16 protein-coding genes are annotated in these 18,662 nt (G+C 69.5%); 5 read left to right on the forward strand and 11 right to left on the reverse strand.

Annotation, left to right across the window (positions count from 1 at the left end):
• Window positions 1-262: 262 nt before the first annotated feature.
• The 4 genes from GNX95_RS35780 to ssd are packed head-to-tail and all read right to left on the reverse strand — an operon-like array spanning window position 263 to window position 4,120.
• Window positions 263-1,018 (reverse strand): type II secretion system F family protein, encoded by a 756-nt coding sequence (locus GNX95_RS35780; RefSeq protein ID WP_163512237.1) that lies wholly within the window; start codon window positions 1,016-1,018, stop codon window positions 263-265.
• Window positions 1,009-1,827, reverse strand: a complete 819-nt coding sequence (locus GNX95_RS35785; protein WP_163512238.1) for a type II secretion system F family protein — start codon at window positions 1,825-1,827, stop codon at window positions 1,009-1,011. The genes GNX95_RS35780 and GNX95_RS35785 overlap by 10 nt, the downstream gene beginning before the upstream one ends.
• Window positions 1,824-3,014, reverse strand: a complete 1,191-nt coding sequence (locus tag GNX95_RS35790; protein WP_163512239.1) for a TadA family conjugal transfer-associated ATPase — start codon at window positions 3,012-3,014, stop codon at window positions 1,824-1,826. Before GNX95_RS35790 ends, GNX95_RS35785 begins: the two co-directional genes overlap by 4 nt.
• Entirely contained in the window at window positions 3,011-4,120 is a 1,110-nt protein-coding gene (gene ssd / locus GNX95_RS35795) for a septum site-determining protein Ssd (protein ID WP_163512240.1), read from the reverse strand. The genes GNX95_RS35790 and ssd overlap by 4 nt, the downstream gene beginning before the upstream one ends.
• Before the next feature lie 741 nt (window positions 4,121-4,861).
• Here ssd and GNX95_RS35800 point away from each other — a divergent pair.
• Complete coding sequence (locus GNX95_RS35800; protein WP_163512241.1) at window positions 4,862-5,629, forward strand: HAD family hydrolase; 768 nt, start codon at window positions 4,862-4,864, stop codon at window positions 5,627-5,629.
• Between the two features lie 277 nt (window positions 5,630-5,906).
• Here GNX95_RS35800 and GNX95_RS35805 read toward each other — a convergent pair whose 3' ends face one another.
• Window positions 5,907-6,641: a Fic family protein gene (locus GNX95_RS35805; protein WP_163512242.1), complete on the reverse strand. Its 735-nt coding sequence runs from the start codon at window positions 6,639-6,641 to the stop codon at window positions 5,907-5,909.
• A 98-nt stretch (window positions 6,642-6,739) separates the two neighbouring features.
• On the opposite strand from GNX95_RS35805, the gene acs reads away from it, so the two are divergent.
• From acs to GNX95_RS35820, 3 genes are all read left to right on the forward strand, one after another.
• Window positions 6,740-8,710: an acetate--CoA ligase gene (acs, locus tag GNX95_RS35810; protein WP_163512243.1), complete on the forward strand. Its 1,971-nt coding sequence runs from the start codon at window positions 6,740-6,742 to the stop codon at window positions 8,708-8,710.
• A gap of 251 nt (window positions 8,711-8,961) precedes the next feature.
• The gene (locus GNX95_RS35815; RefSeq protein WP_163512130.1) at window positions 8,962-9,333 is read left to right on the forward strand and encodes a hypothetical protein; all 372 of its coding nucleotides are present in this window, start codon (window positions 8,962-8,964) and stop codon (window positions 9,331-9,333) included.
• A gap of 149 nt (window positions 9,334-9,482) precedes the next feature.
• Window positions 9,483-9,992 carry a winged helix-turn-helix domain-containing protein gene (locus GNX95_RS35820; RefSeq protein WP_163512244.1) on the forward strand — a complete coding sequence of 170 codons (510 nt, stop codon included), beginning with the start codon at window positions 9,483-9,485 and terminating at the stop codon, window positions 9,990-9,992.
• Here the strand turns inward: GNX95_RS35820 and GNX95_RS35825 are convergent.
• From GNX95_RS35825 to GNX95_RS35850, 6 genes are read right to left on the reverse strand one after another with little or no spacing between them, the layout of a single operon-like run.
• Complete coding sequence (locus tag GNX95_RS35825; protein ID WP_163512245.1) at window positions 9,985-11,478, reverse strand: class I adenylate-forming enzyme family protein; 1,494 nt, start codon at window positions 11,476-11,478, stop codon at window positions 9,985-9,987. The two genes, GNX95_RS35820 and GNX95_RS35825, sit on opposite strands and share 8 nt — an antisense overlap.
• Window positions 11,479-11,499: 21 nt before the next feature.
• A complete protein-coding gene (locus tag GNX95_RS35830; RefSeq protein WP_163512246.1) occupies window positions 11,500-12,123 on the reverse strand; it encodes a hypothetical protein in 624 nt (207 codons plus the stop codon).
• Window positions 12,124-12,174: 51 nt separating this feature from the next.
• Window positions 12,175-13,116 (reverse strand): AIM24 family protein, encoded by a 942-nt coding sequence (locus GNX95_RS35835; protein WP_163512247.1) that lies wholly within the window; start codon window positions 13,114-13,116, stop codon window positions 12,175-12,177.
• An 11-nt stretch (window positions 13,117-13,127) separates the two neighbouring features.
• On the reverse strand, window positions 13,128-13,805 hold the full coding sequence (locus tag GNX95_RS35840) for an AIM24 family protein (RefSeq protein ID WP_163512248.1): 678 nt from the start codon (window positions 13,803-13,805) through the stop codon (window positions 13,128-13,130).
• Between the two features lie 9 nt (window positions 13,806-13,814).
• Window positions 13,815-15,197 (reverse strand): TerD family protein, encoded by a 1,383-nt coding sequence (locus GNX95_RS35845; RefSeq protein WP_163512249.1) that lies wholly within the window; start codon window positions 15,195-15,197, stop codon window positions 13,815-13,817.
• Between the two features lie 15 nt (window positions 15,198-15,212).
• The gene (locus GNX95_RS35850) at window positions 15,213-17,501 is read right to left on the reverse strand and encodes an AAA family ATPase (RefSeq protein ID WP_163512250.1); all 2,289 of its coding nucleotides are present in this window, start codon (window positions 17,499-17,501) and stop codon (window positions 15,213-15,215) included.
• Between the two features lie 359 nt (window positions 17,502-17,860).
• On the opposite strand from GNX95_RS35850, the gene GNX95_RS35855 reads away from it, so the two are divergent.
• The gene (locus GNX95_RS35855; RefSeq protein ID WP_163512251.1) at window positions 17,861-18,439 is read left to right on the forward strand and encodes a TerD family protein; all 579 of its coding nucleotides are present in this window, start codon (window positions 17,861-17,863) and stop codon (window positions 18,437-18,439) included.
• The last annotated feature ends 223 nt before the right edge of the window (window positions 18,440-18,662 follow it).

Consider the following 18,662-nt stretch of genomic DNA (forward strand, 5'->3'; position numbering starts at 1 on the left):
GTGCCCGTTAGCAACGTTGGAAATCGGCCGCCATTTTCAGGCTAGGCTCGCCTTATTTCCAACAAATTCGCCGCTTTGACCATCAAATCCATCACCCGAGTCCTGGTAAAATACAGGGGTCGGCAGGGATGCACAGACAGACATTTGACTACTCCGCCGTGGACATCCCGTCCTCGGCCCGCAGCCGCTGGATCAACCTGCGCATCCGCGCACTCCTCTCGCTCTGCGGCCGGGACGGTCCCGGTCGCGGGTCGCCGGCCGGTCACCGCAGCACTCCGGCCAGCACCGAACCGACCACCGGCATCACCCCGAGCAGGACGAAGGCCGGCAGGAAACACAGGCCGAGCGGCAGCACGACCAAGACGCCGGCGCGGCGTGCGGACGCCTCGGCGGTCGCGTCGAGGTCGGCGCGGATCCGCTCGGCGACCGCCGTCGCTGTGTCGGCGAGCGCGGCGCCACTGCTCGCCGAACGCACGCCGGCCTGGATGAGGGCGGACGCCTCCGGCAGGTCGGCCAGCGACTGCCACGCCTCGTCCGGCGGAGCGCCCATGGACAGCGCATGGCCGACCGCCGCGAACCGCTCTCCGACCGGACCACCGACAGCGTCGGCGACCACACGCAAGGCGCTCTCGGTGGTCGCGCCTACGCGTACGGCGGCGGCAAGCAGGTCGGCGGCGAACGGCAGCCAGCCGGTCGCGGCGGCCCGCTCGGCGCGTGCGCCGGCCGGCTCCAGCCGGCCGCTGACCCGATGGATCGCCAATGCCGCGACCGCACCGACCGGCAACCCCCACCAGTCGCCGATCAGGACCCAGGTGGCGACACCGGCAAGCACCGCGGCCGCCACCATCCAGTGCCGCTTGCGCGCGGCCGGCGGCTCGGTCGGCATGCTCACCCCGCTGCTGACGACCGCGGTCAAGCGCGCCACGGCGACCGCGCGCCGAGCCGTCGGAGCCGTCCACATGACCAGCGCGGCCGCACTCAGCAACGCGGCAGCCGCGATCGCGGCACTCAGCTCCATGCCGGACCTCCGGCGGAGGCGATGATGCGGCGGCTCCACCGCAGACCCGCGGCCTGCAGCGCGACCGCCACGACACAGCAGGCCGCGCCGACCGGTGTGTGCAGGAGCATCCGCAGTGGGTCCGCAGACAGCGCGTAACCCATCGCCACGCCGGCCAACGGCAAACCGGCCAGCAACCGCGCCGTCATCGACGCTCCGGCCGCCTCAGCGGCCATCCTGGCCCGCCGCCGGCGAGTCGCGGCGAGATCGGCCTCCAGCCGGTCGAGGACGGCCGCCAGGCCGGCGCCTGTCGCGTCCGCCACTTCCCACGCCGCCGCGAGCCGGCGAGCCGAGTCACCGGCCGGTCCGCCGGCCGCCGCCCGCAGGTTGGCCGGCGTGCCGGGGCTGTCGAGAAAGCCGGCCTGCACGATGGCGTCCGGCGGATGCGCGCCGGCCCGCAGGTCCGCGGCCAGGGCGGCCAGCGAGGTCTCGACGCGACGGCGGTCGCTCTCGTCGGCCCGGCGGGCGGCACGGTCGAGCACGGCATTGGTGGCCAAGGTCGCGTACACGGCCGCGCAGAATCCGGCCACCGGTCCCTGCCATAGCAGGAACGGCAGGCCGGCCACTGTGGCCGTCGCGGCAACCGTACGGCGCGGCGCGGTCACGATCGCCGGCCAACGCTCGCGGACCGCCGCGCGCAGCCCTGCCAGCGAAACCGCCGGGGTCGGCGAGCCGAGCGCCTGGCCAAGCCTTGCGGTGACCGTACGCGCGGGCCACAGCACTACCACGGCCGCCGCCAGCAGCGCGACCGCCGCGACAAGCCCGTTCATGACCGCACCGCCGGAACCGCATCGATGCCGGCGCGGTCGGCCACCAATGCGCGCAGAGCCGACCAGCCGCTCGTCGGACCACCGCCGAGGCGCCACGCCGGCACGACCACGGCCCGGCCGGTCGCACGGTCGCGATCCAGGATCGAGATGCTGTCGACGACCCGCACACCGTCACGCCGGACCATGTGGATCAGGCAACGGACCGCCGGCAGCAGCTGAGCGTGCACGGCATCGCGGCCGAGGCCGCCGAGCGCGGCGAGCGCCTCCAGCCGTGCTGGCGCGTCACCGGCGGCGTTGGCGTGCAACGTGCCGGCTCCACCGTCGTGGCCGGTGTTGAACGCGGCGAGCAGGTCGATCACCTCAGGGCCGCGACACTCGCCGACGACGATCCGGTCGGGCCGCATCCGCAGCGCCTGCCGGACCAGGTCTCGCAGGGTGATCTCGCCAGCGCCTTCGGCGTTGGCCGGCCGGCCGCGCAGCGACAGCACGTGCGGATGCGCCGGACTGAGCTCGGCGGCGTCCTCGACGACCAGCACGCGCTCGGCCGGCGACACCTCGCCGAGCAGGGAGTTGAGCAGGGTCGTCTTGCCGGTGCCGGTGCCGCCGGTGACCAGGAACGCCAACCTGGCCCGGACGATGGCGCGCAGCAGACCGGCCGACTCGACGGTCAGCGACCGCCGCTCGCGCAGATCCTGCAGGGTGAAGGCGACCGGCCGGAACGTACGCAGCGACAGGCAGACGCCGCTGCCCGAGACAGGCGGCAGCACGGCATGCAGCCGCGTGCCGTCCGGCAGCCGGCCGTCGACATACGGGTTGCTGTCGTCCAGCCGGCGGCCGCAGGCGGCGGCCAGCCGCTGCGCGAACCGGCGCAGCGGCTCCTCGTCGGCGAGGTCGGCGGCCGCCTCGACCCGCGTCAACCCGGTGCCGCGGTCGATCCACACCTCGCCGGCGCCGTTGACGAGTACGTCGGTGACCTCCGGATCGGCCAGCAGATCGTCCAGCGGGCCGGCGCCGGCGATGTGCGACCGGAGCCGGCCGGCGATCTCCAGCACACCCTGGTCGGTCAGCGCGGCGCCGTGCTCGGCTCGTACGGCGGCCGCGACGTTGCCGGCGCTCGGATCGCGGCGGTCGGCCACCAGACGCCGGCGGACCCGGCCGACCAGCGAGGTCTCGGCGACGGCGGTCATGCCGCCTCCGCGACCGGCAGCATCTCCAGTGAGGAAAGCAGGCTGCGGCACACGTCGGCCAGCGGTCCGGCGCCTTTGCCGGCCGGCGGCTCGCCGCGCTCCAGCGCCGCGGCCAGGCCCGGCTCCGGCCGCAGCAGACCGGCCAGCGGCAGGCCGAGCGCCTTGGCTAGGTCGCGCGACTTGAGGCCGGCCGGAGCCGGGCCCCGTACGACGATGCGCAGGTCGGCACAGTGCGGCTGGAGCACCTTCGCCATCCGCGCGGCTGCCGCGCAGCCCCGCACCTCCGCCGGCACGACCAGCAAGGTGGTGTCACTGGCCTGCACGGCGGCCGTGGTGGCGTCGTCCGGCCGGCGCGGCAGGTCGACCACCACCAGATCGCGACCGCGCCTGCCGGCCTCCAGAACGGCTCGTACGGCCGCCGGGTCGGCCTCCAGCACGTCGCTGCGGTCCCAGGACAGCACACACAGCTCGCCGACCCTGGGCAGCGCCTTCAGCAGGCTCGGTGCGTTGAGCCGGCCCGGCGGACCGGCGGTCAGGTCCGGCCAGCGCAGGCCGGCGGTCTGCTCGCCGCCGAGCGCGAGGTCGATGCCGCCACCGAGCGGGTCGGCGTCGACCAGCAGCGGGCGCAGGCCCATCCGGACGGCGGTGACCGCCAGCCCGGCGGCGAGCACGCTCGCTCCGGCGCCACCACGACCACCGACCACCGCCACGACTCGGCCGTCCGCGCTCGGTCCTCCGTCGGCCGCGGTCAGCCGGTCGACCAGCCACGGCTCCGACGCCGGCAGCGGCATCACATGGTCGGCGGCGAGCTCGGTGGCCGCCTCCCAGACGCGGCTGTCGTCGGCCTGGTCGGTCACCACGACCACCCAGTCGCGCCGCGGCAGCCGCGCTCTGGCGCAGGCCGCGGCTGCCGCCGCGTCGAGCACGACGAGCGGCGCGGACTGCCAGTGCGGGCGAGCGGCGGCGGGGTCGTGCGCGACCTCCGGCTCCACACATGCGGCCGCGGCCAGCCGCAGCACGTCGTCGAGCAGGTCGGGCCGCTCGAAGACGAGCAACGGTCGGTTGGTCAGCTCGGTCAGCCACGGATCGGTCGTTCGGCGGGACACGGCGCTCCTCCTCGGTCTGGATCCGCACGCCGCGGTGTCGGGACGCCTGGCGTGGCGGTGACTCCAGCCTGGCCGGATCCGGCCGCCGGACAAGGGGGTCGACGCGAATCTGTGGATGGCCGATCGAGCTGTGGATAACGCCTGATCAGCGAAAATCTGTGCTACGCGCGCGGGCGCTGTCGGGAGAGCTGGCGACGCGCCGAAAGTGGCCTGGACGCTCGGGCGTGTCGCGCGCGCGTACGAACGCAAACAATGGGACACATAGCGCTTTAGAGGTACTAAACGTGCGAATAGCGGCGTAAGGTCAAAAACGCCGAGAATCACCCATGCGCGGGCAGGCGAGACTATGTAACGAAAATTTTACTCTGGCGGCCTCTCAACCCACCCCCCGCCCGATCTGGGTGGGGGTCCAGATTGAGACACAGGTACGACAGTTTCGGCCTGGATCGAGGTCGCGCGGCGGTGAGCTGCGGCGTGTCGTGCCAGACACGCGGCGGAAAGGGGACGACCCCCGCCGGGGGGTGACGGGGGTCGTCTGGGTCCGACTCCGGGGGGGGCCGAGCCGGACCCGCTCGGTGGGTGCTGGGGGAAGCACCTCACCGAGGGATCATCAGGGCACGGCTTGGACCAATGCCCCAGCGCGGATACTAATACCGCATCACGGTCTGTGGTGGCATAAAACCGAACTGTGTCCCGCCTACTGGTCTGACGACGGTTGGTGCCGACGATTACGATCTTCGCATGGGGCGCACCGCCGCGTTCTTCGATCTTGACAAGACGGTGATCGCGAAATCCAGCGTGCTGGCCTTCGGCCGCGCGTTCTATCGTAACGGGCTCATCACTCGAAAGATGGTGGCCCAGGGTGCATACGCGCAGTTCCGGTACGTGTTGCGCGGCGCCAGCCACGGCCAGATGGACCAGGCCCGCGACCGGCTCGCGGCCGTCACCCGCGGCTGGTCGGCCGCCGAGGTCAGCGCCATCATCGAGAGCTCGGTGCGGGAGCGGATCGGTCCGATCGTGTACGCGGAGGCCGCCGACCTGATCGACGAGCACCGCGCGGCCGGTCGCGATGTGGTCATTATCTCTACCGCCGGGGTCGAGGTGGTCCGGCCCATCGCCGCCATGCTGGGGGTCGACCAGGTGGTCGGCACCGAGCTCGCGATCGTGGACGGTCACTACACCGGCGAGGTGGTCAGCTATCCGGCCGGCGAGGGGAAGGTCGAGGCGATGATGCGGCTGGCCGAGACGGCCGGCTACGACCTCGCCGACTGCTACGCCTACAGCGACTCGGTGACCGACGTGCCGATGCTCGCCGCCGTCGGTCATCCGACCGCCGTCAACCCCGACAAGGCGCTGCGCGAGATCGCCGCCGACCGCGGCTGGCCTGTCCGGGATTTCCACCGGCCGAGCCGAAAAAAGCTCAACGCGTTGGCGATCGGCGGTGTCGCGCTGGCCGCCGGCATGATCATCGGCTGGCTCTGGATGGAGCGCCCGAGCCGCCGTCTCTGAACCGGTCAGGAAAAGAAAACCCGCTGGTAGGGGTTCCATCACTGGCCGTAGAAGGCGTACAAAAAGCACACGGACTTCTTGAGCGAGCGGACTGGTTTCCCTCCTTCCAAGAGCTCCGTGCACGAACACCGGGAACCCACGCGCGACCGGCCGCGAAACGGCAGTTCGGCGACGGACTTTTCCAGGCCCGTCACCGAAATGATGGTGCACGCATGTTATCCCGGATCGTCCGTGGCATCGGCGGCGTCTCCGTTGAGGCGCCGCCTTTTACCGCGTTCTAAGCGTTTTCCGACACGCGATCACAGATCGCCCGGCCTTCGGCGGCACCGGCGGCGACCGCGGCGCAACAGTGTTTCAGCCACGCGCGTACGCCGTCGGGCGTGCCGGTCGCGTACGTGCCAGCCGCACCGCGATATTCCGGTTCACGCGCCAGATGGCCAGCATCGGGCACCGACACCGCTTTGGGATCCAGGCCACGCTGGATGAGTACGAGCCGGCTGGCGGCTCGCGCGACCACCCCGTTCGGCCCCGGAAATGCCTGCGACGTGAGGATTTCACCGTGTACGACCGCCGCGACGACGACCGCCGGCGCCTCGGTCGGCGCGGCGAGCACGTCCATCAACGCGTCCAGCCGCGCGACATCGCCGCTGGGTCGGCCGAGCTGCTCCTCGGGCAGAATGTCCCGCGCGGCCAGCAGATGCAGCCGCGCCAACGCCTGCCGGGGCGCGCGGCCCCAGGTCTCGGCCAGCGACCCCAGCGCTCCGCTGACCCGCAAAGCCCCTTGTACGACGCTGTCGGTCACCGCGCCGGACCGCACGGCCTCAAGGTCGTACGAGGCGCCTTCCAACGCCGCCGACGCGTGCGCGCCACGCAGCGCCGCCTCGGCGCTGACCGGGGCCGACTGCCGCCGCAGCCGGTTGTGGCCGAACAGCCGGTCGATCTCCTGACGCGCCTGCTCAGCGGCCTCGGCGACCTCCGGCAGGTCCAGCAGAGGTCTCAGCACATCGGTCACGAACGGCCAGCGTACGGCAGGCCCTGATGGCGTGACCAAACGCGTTTGACTAGGTTTTCCTTCGAAGGCTTTCATGCGCAACCCGCCGGAGGAGATGTATGAGTTCGCCAGAGAACCCCACCCTTTCCAACCTGCTGAGCGAAACACGGCGGTTCGACCCTCCGGCCGAGCTGGCGGCGGCCGCCAACGTCACGGCAGACGCGTACGAGCAGGCCGCGGCCGACCGGCTCGCGTTCTGGGAGACCCAGGCCCGGCGGCTGGACTGGAGCCAGGAGTGGGACAAAGCGCTGGAGTGGGACGCGCCGTTCGCGAAGTGGTTCGTCGGCGGCAAGCTCAACGTCGCGGTCAACTGCCTCGACCGGCACGTCGCCGCCGGCCGCGGTGACAAGATCGCGCTCTACTGGGAAGGCGAGCCCGGCGACACGCGCGAGATCACGTACGCGCAGCTGCTCAAGGACGTCAGCAAGGCCGCCAACGCGCTGACCGAGCTCGGCGTCAAGGCCGGCGACCGGGTGATGATCTATCTGCCGATGATCCCGGAGGCGGTGGTCGCTTTCCTTGCCTGCGCACGGATCGGCGCGCCGCACTCGGTGGTGTTCGGCGGATTTTCCGCCGACAGCCTGCGAAACCGGATCAACGACGCGCAGGCCAAGGTGCTGATCACCGCCGACGGCGGCTATCGGCGCGGAAAACCCAGCGGTCTCAAGCCAAACGTGGACGAGGCCATCACCGACACGACGATCGAGACCGTGCTGGTGGTCAAGCGTACGGAGCAGGAGATCGGCTGGACCGAGGGTCGCGACCGGTGGTGGCACGATGTGGTCGACCACCAGCCCGACACGCACGAGCCGCAGATGTTCGACTCCGAGCACCCGCTCTACATCCTCTACACCTCCGGTACGACCGCCAAACCAAAGGGAATCCTGCACACCTCCGGCGGTTATCTGACCCAGGTGTCCTACACGCATCACGCGGTCTTCGACCACAAGCCCGAGTCGGACATCTACTGGTGTGCGGCCGACATCGGCTGGGTCACCGGCCACAGCTACATCGTCTACGGACCGCTGTCCAACGGCGCCACCCAGGTGATGTACGAAGGCACACCGGACACGCCGCACCAGGGCCGGTTCTGGGAGATCATCCAGAAATACCGGGTGACGATCCTCTACACCGCGCCGACGACGATCCGTACGTTCATGAAGTGGGGTGCGGACATCCCGGCGAAGTTCGACCTTTCTTCGTTGCGGGTGCTGGGAAGTGTCGGCGAGCCGATCAACCCGGAGGCGTGGATCTGGTATCGGGAGAACATCGGCGGCAACAAGGCGCCGATCGTGGACACGTGGTGGCAGACCGAAACCGGCGCGATCATGATCAGTCCGCTTCCCGGCGTCACGTCGACCAAACCCGGCTCGGCGCAGACGGCGTTGCCGGGCATTTCCGCGGATGTGGTCGACGACACCGGAAAACCGGTCGGCAACGGTGGCGGTGGCTATCTCGTGCTGACCGAGCCGTGGCCGTCGATGCTGCGGACGATCTGGGGTGACGACGAGCGGTTCAAGGAAACCTACTGGTCGCGTTTCCACGAGCAGGGTTTCTACTTTGCCGGTGACGGCGCCAAAAAGGACGAGGACGGCGACGTCTGGCTGCTCGGCCGGGTCGACGACGTCATGAACGTTTCCGGTCACCGGATCTCCACCACCGAGGTCGAGTCGGCGCTGGTCTCACATCCGAAGGTGGCCGAGGCCGCGGTGGTCGGCGCGACCGACCCGACGACCGGCCAGGCCATCGTCGCGTTCACGATCCTGCGCGGCGACGCCGGCGAAGGCGGCGACGAACTGGTCGCCGAGCTGCGCAACCACGTCGCCAAGGAGATCGGACCGATCGCGAAACCGCGGCAGATCCTGGTCGTACCGGAGCTGCCGAAGACCCGGTCCGGCAAGATCATGCGGCGGCTTCTGCGCGATGTCGCGGAAAACCGGCAGATGGGTGACGTGACCACGCTCGCCGACCCGACGGTGATGAACCTGATCCGCGACGGCGTCGACAAGGGCACCGGCAAGGAGGACTAGTGTCATGCGCCGGGAATTCGCTGAAGATATGAGGCGAATTCCTGGCGCAGGACACTAGCCACCACGGGTGGTCCGCCGCCGGCGGCCCACCCACCATGTCGGCTAGGTCCGCGCCCGAAGGCGAGGACTGACCGCGAGTCCGGAAGTCGTGTCCGAACGGGTGATTCCGGTACGTCGCGCGGTGGACTGAAATGACCGAGGTTTGTCGGCGGTCACACCGGTGTGCCGCCCCACAGGTACGGGGAGATGTCATGGGCCAGCCCGGTTATCCGCAACAGCAGCCGAACGTGCCGCCGGTCCCGCAGCAGGGTGGCTATCCGCAGCAGGGTGGTTATCCGCCGCCGCCGCAAGGCGCGTATCCGCCACCGGGCCTGGGTTACCCGCCGCCGGCCTATCCGCCGGCGCCTCAGCCGGCCGGCAACCCGCAGCGTGCGGCGGCCAACAAGAGTGGCCTGATACAGATCGGCGTCGGTGCGGCCATGATTCTCGGCGGCATCGTGATCTCCGTGGTGACGTACGCGCTGGCCGCCAACGGCGGCGTCTACTTCGTCGCCTGGGGCCTACCGGTCTTCGGCGTCATCTCGATCATCCGCGGCATCATCACCATGATCCGCGGTCGTTGACACGGGGACAAACAGACTGGTCTGATGGTGGCGTGACTCGCCCGGAGCTGACCAGGCGCCGGCACGTGGACTTCGCGCGTGTCGGGACCCAGGCGTGTGCGGGATCGGTTCGTCTCTGACCGATCCGGCCCGCACCCACCGAGGACACCATGTCACCCAGCTCCACACTCGAACTGTCCGTCGCGCCTGACGTCGTACGCATTGGCGACCGCGGCAGGCCCAGACAGCTGACCGTCGTCATGCACATCAGCGCCGACCACGGCAACGCCTCGACCCTGGCGGCGCAGGTGATCGACGCGGTCCGTACGGCGGTGGAGACACCGCCGGCGCCGCTGCGCGTGGTCGACTTCGGAAAGACCGCCGACCTGCGGATCGACACCGAGGCGCGGCAGGTTTCCTATCGCGGCGACGTGATCGCCTTCACCAGGCTGGAATACGACCTGCTGGCATTCCTGTGCCAGCATCCGCGCCGGGTGCACCGCCGCGCCGCTTTGCTGGCCCAGGTGTGGAAGTTTCCCGACAACTCGCCATCAGAGCGCACCATCGACATCCACGTACGCCGGATCCGCAAGAAACTCGGACCGGAGTTCGACCTGATCACCACGGTCCGCGGCATCGGCTATCGGCTCGACCCCGGCGACCAGGTGGAGATCAGCTGAGGCGCAGCGCGGACAGCAGGCCTTTCTTGTCCGGCTTGCCACTGGGCAGTGTCGGCACGTGCGCCACCAGCGTCATCGTGGCCGGCACCGCGGCCTCGCCGAGCTCTGCCGCGACCAGCGTTCGCAGCTCGTCCAGGTCGGGCTCACGATCGCCGGCCGCGACAAGGAAAGCGTGCGCCGCCTCACCGGTCCTCTCGTCCGGCGCGCCGACCACGTATGCCTGGTCGACGTCCGGATGGGAGGCCAACACCTGCTCGATCGGTCCGGCGTAATGGATGATCGCGTTGACGATGATGACGTCACGCGTGCGTCCGGTCAGATAAAGGAAACCGTCCTCGTCGAGGTGGCCGAGATCGCGCGTACGCACCCAGCCGTCGACCAGCACCTCCGCCGTTTCGGCCAGATCGCGCCAATATCCGACCAGCGCGTACGGCGCGCGTACGAAGATCTCGCCGACCGTGCCGGTCGGCACCGGGTTTCCGTCCTGGTCACGGATCTCCACGTCGATCTCGGCCACCGGCCGGCCGACCGAGTTGATGCTGTGCGGCCAGCGCCGGACATCCTGCGCGGTCAGCCAGGTGAGTACGCCGATTTCGCTTTGTCCGTAACCTTCTCGCATCGCGCTGCCGATCCGCTCGAAGGCCTCGGCGCGGCGGTGCGGCGCGAGCGGCGATCCGGCCACCTTGAGCATCCGCAGGGTGCTCAGGTCGACCGTACGCGTGCGCAAGACGTCGAGCACGCGATGCAGCCGCGGCACCGTCAGCAGGCACGCGCTGATCCGCAGTCTTTCGATGATCCACGGAAAATCCGGCAGACCGGCCGGCACGACGGCGGTGCCGCCGGAAAGCAGGCACAGTGCCAGGTGCTCCTGCATGACCGCACTGAACAGCGTGCCAAACAACAGAAAACGCCGATAGCCGGTGGCCAGCTCGGCGGTCACCGGGCTCCATCTCGCCGGCTGCCACGACCAGTGCACGCTCATGCCGGCGTACGAGAACACGACCCCTTTCGGGTCGCCGGTGCTGCCGCTGGTGAACAACACCTGCGCGACATCTTCCGGGCGGCCGCCAGCGACCGGTTTTTCGTACGACGACAGCAGTTCCGGACCGATCCGTAAAACCTTCGCGCCGTCGGCCGCGGACAACAATTCCTCGGTCGCCGCCGCGTCATCGACGACCAGCGCGGCCAGATCACTGCCGACGACGTGCCGCAACTGCTTCGGCGTCAGGCCGGCGCGTACGCCGACGACCCGGCAGCCGAGCGTGTTCGCGGCCATGATGGCGGCGAAACCCTCCGCGGTGACACCGGTGGCGATGCCGACACCGGACCCCTGACCGAGGCCGGCGGCGCGAAAACCGGCGACCATCCGGCCGATCAGCTCCAGCAGCTCACCTCGGCTGACCACCCGCGCGCCGAGCTCGAAAGCCGGAGTGTCCGGCGCCTGCTCCAACGCATCCAGCAGCGCCTGCGGAAAGACGGATTCCACCGGTCGTGCAACTCCTTCGTTCTATGCCACGCTTCGGACCAGGCCGCGCAGCCACTGTGGCCACCGCGGACCGGTGTAAAACCGTTCCGGCACCAGGAAACGCAGGTCGCGGACCCGGCGGACCCGCTCGTCGAGCACCGGCAGCAGGACGAACTCGAGCTCGAACGGCGCGGCGGCGTGACCGAGCTCGGCTTCCACGTCGGCGACGATATCGCCATTCGTCCGCGATGGCATGAGTTCGGCCGCACCACGCCGTTTTCTCCGGTGGTTCCACCGCTCGGCCTCGGTCCACCTGGCGCGGACGATCCGGGCCAGGTCCGGCCAGTCGGCCAGGCCGGCGAAATCCGGCGGCGCGTACGACAAAGCCGACGGCCCGTGCACGCGTACGTGCCGGTAGTCCTCACTCGGGATGGTCGCCCTGGACGCGTCGATCACGTCGTGCCACCACGCGTGCCAGCCCTCGGCGAGACCCGTTCGCTCGCCTTCGCTGGCCGCCGGCAGCGGATCGACGTCGAGTGGTCCCGGGACCATCCCACCGGCCGGCACGTTGATCCGCTCCGCGGCGCGGATCCACAGCGGCAGCTCGAGCGCGAAGTTCCACTCGTCGATGGCAATCCGCCACGACGGGATCGCTTCGTGCTCCATCCCTCAACGATAGTCCCGCAGAACGCGAGTCGATCAGGCGATGGCGTTTTTCTAGCGACCACCCAGAAGTCCGCCAAGACCCCCGAAACCACCGCCGCCACCGCCGAAGCCGCCACCCTGGCCACCGAAGAAGTTGCCGGGCGCGCCACCGGGTTGCTGCGCACCGCCGAGACCGAAGCGCTCGGCGAGGCCACCGGCGGCCAGCGCGTTGTACGGCGGCAGCAGCTCACACGGCTGCACGACCACAAAGCCTTCACCGCTGAACTGCATCTGCCAGGACTCGCCGGTGTTCCCGCGCGGCTTCCACACCGACGACGTGGTGACCGCCGCCTGCATCGCCACCTGCAGGCTGGTCGACCAGCCGATGACCGCGTCCGCGTCGGCGAAGTAGTAGTTCTGCGGGTTGACGTTCATCACCAGCGGAGCACCGGTGGTCGTCACCACGAGCCGGCCGCGACCGGTGAACTCCAGGTTGAACGCACCGGCGCCGGCGACCCCGGGGCCACCGGTGTCGATCCGTACGATGTCCCAGTTGAGGCCGGTGGTGAAGGCCAGCACGTTCTGGCTGTCGACGGTGAAACCGTCGTTTGCGTTGGACAGGTCCAGAATGTGTACGTCCTGCGCCTGGTTGGCCAGATAGACCGTGCCGCTGCCGTGGCATTTCATCAGGCCGAGGTGCTCGCCGGCCAGCAGGCCGCGGAAATGGTGCCCCCAGCCCTCGTAGTTGCCGTCGAAGCTGACCGCGCCCTGATAGGCCACCATGGCACCGGTCCGCGCGTAGAACTCCTGCATGCCGGACTGCTGACTGAGGTTGGCCTTCAGCATTTTCCCGTTCTGCAGGGCAAACGCGTCGGCCGACGGGTTGGGCTGGTTGCCGAGCAGTGTGCCAGAGCCCTGTCCGCCGAAGCCGCCGAATCCGGCTGGCGCGCCTGGCATCGGCGGCGGCATGGGCGGCATGCCCGGTTGCGGATATCCCTGTGGTGGATAGGTCATCTCTGTCCCCCTCAGCCCCGGACCGAGAACGTCGGCCTGGCGTCCTCACTCGGCTGTACGATCACGAATCCCTGGCCGGAGAAACCCAGCTGGAAGGCCTCGCCGGAACCCCGGCCGATCAGGCCGCCGAGCTTCATCGTGCGCTTCGGCTGCACCTGCAGGCCGTCGGTGTAGGCGACCAGCGCGTCGGTGTCGACCAGCGTCTGCGCCTCGCGCGTGTCCAGCATGATCGGCGTGCCCTTGCTGGTCAGCGCGACCCAACCGTGGCCGCGGACGACCACGTTGAACATCCCCATGCCGGACAGCATGCTGACGCCCTTGACCCGCTCGATGCCCCACTGCAGGTTCATGTCGAAGGCCAGGATGTTCTTGCCGTTGACCGAAAGTCCCTCACCGGCCAACTGCAGGATGATCACGTCCTTGCCATAGTCGGCCAGATAGAGCAGGCCCTGTCCGGTGGCGATCATCAGCGGTACGCCCTCGCCGGTGGCCCAGGATTTCAGCCACTGACCCAGCTGCGGCGGGTTCGGGTTGAAGTCGATGAGTCCCTCGTACGCGATCATCGAACCGGTGCGGGCAAACAGGTCCTGGCCCGGCTGCATGACCACCTTGGCGATTTTGGAGCCATGGTTGGACATCCGGTCGAACAGCTGGGTCGGACCGTAGTTCTGCAGCAAACTCGATTCCACGGTTTCCCCCTAGACCTCGTACGGCTGCACGACGACGAAATGGCCCTGCAGGCCCATGAACTGCAGCGCGGCCGGCTCGCCGGACACACCGGCGTAGATGTTGCGCTGGATGCGCACCTGGCTGGCGACGCTGACCCGCATGCCGGCCGTCCAGGCCACCACCGCGTTGACGTCGGCGAAAGTCGGGCCCTGCACCGGGATCGTCACCGGCGTGCCGTGCGTCATGATCACCATCGTCCCCTGGCCGCTGACCAGCAGGCTGAACATCACGCCACCGGGGATGCCGGCCGACTCGATGCGCTGGATTTCGGTGCGCAGGGTGGCGTCGAAGGCGAGAACGTTGTTCGCGTTGACCGACAGCGACTGCCCGTTGAGCTCCACGATGTGCAGATCCGTGGCGTCCTCGGCGAAAAACACCTCGCCGTTGCCGGTGCACCGCATCAGCTGCAGCTTCTGGCCGGTCATCCTGGCCTCGAAAAACTGCCGGAGGCCGCCGGAGCCCTTGTAGTCGAAGTCGACGTTTCCCTGATACGCGACCATCGAGCCGCGTTTCGCGTACGCCTCCGGGCCGAGCGTGCACTTGACCATCTTCGAGCTCTGCTTGGTCCACCTGCCGGTGGTCGGCGCCTCCTTGTATTTCTGCAGGCTGACCATCGCGCCAGGCCGGGTCGGCTGCGCGTTGATCGGCAGGTCCGGTGCGGCGGCCGCCGGAGCGGCGCCACCAACCGGCGCGGCGGCAGCCTGCTGCGGTGGCGGAGGTGGTGCCTGTTGTGGCGGTGGACCCGGTGGCGGAGCGAATCCCGGCGTGCCACCGGCCGGAGCCGGCGGCGGCGCGAAACCGGGAGCGGCGGCCGGCGCCGGCTCCTCCTCGGCCACCTCGCCACCGAAGGACTTCAACAACTCGGCCAGGCCACCGGCGAAACCCTGTCCGACCGCGGCGACCCGCCAGACGCCTTTCTTGTAGACGTCCGCGATCATCACCGCGCGCTCGGCGCTGAAATCGTTGCCACTGAACGAATAGCGCATCACCTCGGTGCCGCCGGCGACCAGCCGGAGATAGCCGCGGGTGATCGCCTTCGCGCTGCCAGGTCCGTCCAGCGCCGCGCAGAAGGTGAGTTTTTCGATCTTGGCTGGAATCTTGTCCAGAGTGATACGGAACGAGTCGGTGTCACCAGACTGCGGCCCGAGTTTCTGGATTGCCCCTTCCGGTGACTTGGGCTGGTTGAAGAAGACGAAATAGCTGTCGTCGGACAGCTGGCCGTCCTTGTCCAGGCCGAAACACGAGATATCCCAGTCGCCGGGAGCCTCCAGCACGATCCCGACGTAGAGGTCCGTGCCGTTGGTCAGCGCGGACAGCTGGCTTTTCTGCCCGCGTACGAACTCAGTTGCCACTTGCCTTCCCCCTCATCAAGCGGACCACTCCTGCGGCGAAGGCACATCGTCGGGAGTGATCACTCGGGCCAGCGCGGCCTGTTGTTCCTCGGTCAGCTTCTCACCCATCAGCTCGGCGACCTCCAGCTCGCCGACCAGTCGCCGGGCCTGCCGGACCAGCACGTCCTCGTAGACCGTGCGGGCCGTACGCGCACTGGCCCAGCCTTCGCGGCCGGCCAACTGGCCGAACAGCGCGGCCAGCGCCTCGGGCACGCCGTCGGCGAGCTCCAGGCCGGACTCCTTGGCGAACAGCTCGACGACTTTGGTCGCGTCCGTCGCGGACATGTCCGAGAACGTAAGCGTTTTGGTGAAACGCGAACGCAAACCCGGGTTGGAGTCGAGGAAATCGGCCATCGGCGAGGGATATCCGGCCGCCACGACGACCAGGTCGTCGCGGTGGCGCTCCATCGCCACGATCAGCTCGGCGACCGCCTCCGGACCGAAGTCGCGACCGTCCCCTGTGGACAGTGCGTACGCCTCGTCCACGAACAGCACGCCGCCGAGCGCCGCCTCGATCGCCGCACGGGTCCGCTGCGCGGTGTGGCCGACATAGCCGGCGACCAGGTCGCGACGGGTCACCGTGTGCACGTGACCGCGCGAAAGCACCCCGAGCGCGGCGAAAATCTGGCCGAGCAGCTCGGCGACGGTCGTCTTGCCCGTACCCGGATTCCCCACCAGGACGAGGTGATGGCCGCGGCTCGGCGCCGACCCACCGACCGACTGGCGCATCCGGGTCACCCGTGCCAGGTCGACCAGGTCGCGCAGCGCGCGTTTCACCTCGTTGAGGCCGACCAGGCTGTCGAGTTTGGCCAGCGCGTCAGCCAAAGCGCTGTCCGATCCCGGCGTCTTCGATCCCGCGTCGGCCGTCACCGGCAGGTCGTCGACGGTCAGCAGACCGAGCTTGCGCAGGTCGGTCAGCGTGCCGTCGGCCAGCCGGTGCGCCTGCCGCTCGACGGTCGCCTCGTACAACCGGCGGACCGTACGCGCGCCACCTTCGCGCAGGTCGGCGGGACCGGTGCGCAGGTGCTGGGTGAGCCGGTCTGCGACGCCGTCGTCCAGGCTGTACTCGCCGAGCTTGGCCAGTCGCTCGAACAGCGACACCTGCTCCTCGACGGTCAAAGCCGGCAGCCGTACGACCGTGGCGACCCGCGTCTTCAGCACCGGATAGGCCTCCAAGAGCCGGTCGCCGCCGGACGGCTTCCCGGCCAGGATCACCACGGTGTCCTCGGCCTGCGCGTCCATCAGACGCGCGATCAGGTCGATGACCGGGTCGAGCGCCTCGCGCGGGATCTCCGGCGAGTTGAACGCCTGGATGTCGTCGATCAGCAAGGTGCCGCCGCGTGCCGCGTCGAAGGCAGCGTTGACCGCGTTGGTCGCCTGGCCATAGCCACCGGAGAACAGGTAGTCGGGGTCGACCACCGCGAGCTGGCCCTGCGGCAGCAGCCGGAGCGCGCCGAGCAGGTCGGCGACGATGCCGGCGCCGGTGGACGTGCCGGTCCCCTGCGGTCCGAGCAGCGCCAGGTGCCTGGCCGTACGCGAGGCCTTCATGCCGGCCTCACGGCGGCGCTGCTCGACCCGCGCGACACCGGTCAGCCGCTTGACCTCCGCCTTCAGCGGCTCGGCGCCGACCATCGCGGCCAGCCGGCTTCGCACCTCCTCGAGCCGAGCGTCCTCCGGCGCGCGGCTGGGATCGCGTACGCGACCGGGCAGCGGCGTCGTGTCGACCGAAAGTCGCAGCTCGGAGGTGCTGGGCCGCTTGTCGACCGGCACGCCGCATGCGTCGGCGAGCATGCCGGCCAGGTCCGCGGCGGCGCGGTCCGGCACCGGGCCGGCGACCACGACCACCTCGCGGCCCGGCAGGTCGATGGCCAACCGGCGGACCTGCGACACCAGCTCGCGCGCGGTCGCCTCGGCGCCGGTGTCGTCGCGCGTACGCGTGAAGGTCATCGTGCCTGGCTTGTCGGAACGGGTCGTGCGGTGCCAGGCCGGCAGGATCGTACGCATCTCCTCCTTGCGCACCGACGGCACGTCGACCGTGAAGGTGACCTGGCGGGCCACCCGCGGACCCGGCTGGTAGGGGTTCATCCGCACCAGGTATTCGACGCCGACCTGTCCGCCGCCCGCGCCGTCCCACCGCAGGCCCACCGCTGACTCCGGCCAGGTCGTGCGTACCGAGGTGAGGGTGCGCTCCAGCCAGCTCCAGCCAGGCAGCGCGGTGGACGCGGCGACCTCGCGCATGCCGCTGGCCGGGTCGCGGTCGGACACGTCGACCCACCCGGTGGCGCTCTCGCTGATGACGTCCTCCTGTGGTTAGTGCTAGCCAGCAGTGTGCCAGGGCGGCGCAGCCCGGCCGCACCGAAGCAGCCATCCGTCCACACCACAATGCCCGACGGGGCAAGTGGTCGTACCGAGCAGCCAGATGGCCAGCCGATGGTCGGTGGCCGGCCGTACGGCTGGCTGGACCTCGGCTGAACAGGCTTAGAAGCTGCTGAGAGCGCATGCCGCGCTGCGGAGGTTTGGGAACGATGGATACAGTCAGGCTCGTTCTCTGCATGTCCGGCGTACGACGACCGCGCGAGAGGCAACGGCACGGTCGGCCTCGCCTCAAATCGGGAGGAATTCCAGTGGGAGTCAGTCTCTCCAAGGGTGGCAACGTATCGCTGACCAAGGAGGCCGGCGGCAGTCTGACCGCGGTCACCGTCGGTCTGGGCTGGGACGCGCGTACGACCACCGGCGCCGACTTCGACCTCGACGCCAGCGCGCTGCTGCTCAACACCGGCGGCAAGGTGCCGACCGACCAGCACTTCGTCTTCTTCAACAACCTGAACTCGCCGGACGGCTCTGTCCAGCACACCGGTGACAACCTGACCGGTGAGGGTGAGGGTGACGACGAGTCGATCAAGGTCGGCGTCGCGTCCGTACCGGCGGACATCGACAAGATCGTCTTCACCGTCTCCATCTACGACGCGGAGAACCGCGGCCAGTCCTTCGGCCAGGTGCGCAACGCCTACATCCGGGTCGTCAACGACGCCAACGGCCAGGAGCTGGCCAGGTACGACCTCACCGAGGACGCGTCCACCGAGACCGCGATGAACTTCGGCGAGCTCTACCGGCACGGCGCCGAGTGGAAGTTCCGCGCGGTCGGCCAGGGCTACGCCTCCGGACTGGCCGGCATCGCGCGCGACTTCGGCGTGAACGTCTGAGACGTTCCGTCAGCGCCCGACCACGCAACGCATGGGGTCCTTTTCGTGCATGTCCGGCACGATGGGACCCCTGTGTTGTTCCAGGCCGGGCCACGTACGGCTGGCGTCGCGGGGATGCGTCGTACCGATAGGCTGGCCGGACCGATGGCCGGTGGCTCCGGGTGATTTCTTGGCCAGGACTTGACCAGACCGGTCGCGGCCGTACTGGCGTCAACTAGGGGGA

The sequence above is a fragment of the Fodinicola acaciae genome (assembly GCF_010993745.1).
Taxonomy (GTDB): domain Bacteria; phylum Actinomycetota; class Actinomycetes; order Mycobacteriales; family HKI-0501; genus Fodinicola; species Fodinicola acaciae.

Excerpts from the sequence above, each read along its gene's own strand:
- GNX95_RS35785 (WP_163512238.1), bottom strand. The coding sequence starts at position 1,827 with ATGAACGGGCTTGTCGCGGCGGTCGCGCTGCTGGCGGCGGCCGTGGTA.
- GNX95_RS35815 (WP_163512130.1), top strand. The coding sequence starts at position 8,962 with ATGGGCCAGCCCGGTTATCCGCAACAGCAGCCGAACGTGCCGCCGGTC.
- GNX95_RS35790 (WP_163512239.1), bottom strand. The coding sequence starts at position 3,014 with ATGACCGCCGTCGCCGAGACCTCGCTGGTCGGCCGGGTCCGCCGGCGT.
- acs (WP_163512243.1), top strand. The coding sequence starts at position 6,740 with ATGAGTTCGCCAGAGAACCCCACCCTTTCCAACCTGCTGAGCGAAACA.
- GNX95_RS35830 (WP_163512246.1), bottom strand. The coding sequence starts at position 12,123 with ATGGAGCACGAAGCGATCCCGTCGTGGCGGATTGCCATCGACGAGTGG.
- GNX95_RS35780 (WP_163512237.1), bottom strand. The coding sequence starts at position 1,018 with ATGGAGCTGAGTGCCGCGATCGCGGCTGCCGCGTTGCTGAGTGCGGCC.
- GNX95_RS35835 (WP_163512247.1), bottom strand. The coding sequence starts at position 13,116 with ATGACCTATCCACCACAGGGATATCCGCAACCGGGCATGCCGCCCATG.
- GNX95_RS35820 (WP_163512244.1), top strand. The coding sequence starts at position 9,483 with ATGTCACCCAGCTCCACACTCGAACTGTCCGTCGCGCCTGACGTCGTA.
- GNX95_RS35800 (WP_163512241.1), top strand. The coding sequence starts at position 4,862 with ATGGGGCGCACCGCCGCGTTCTTCGATCTTGACAAGACGGTGATCGCG.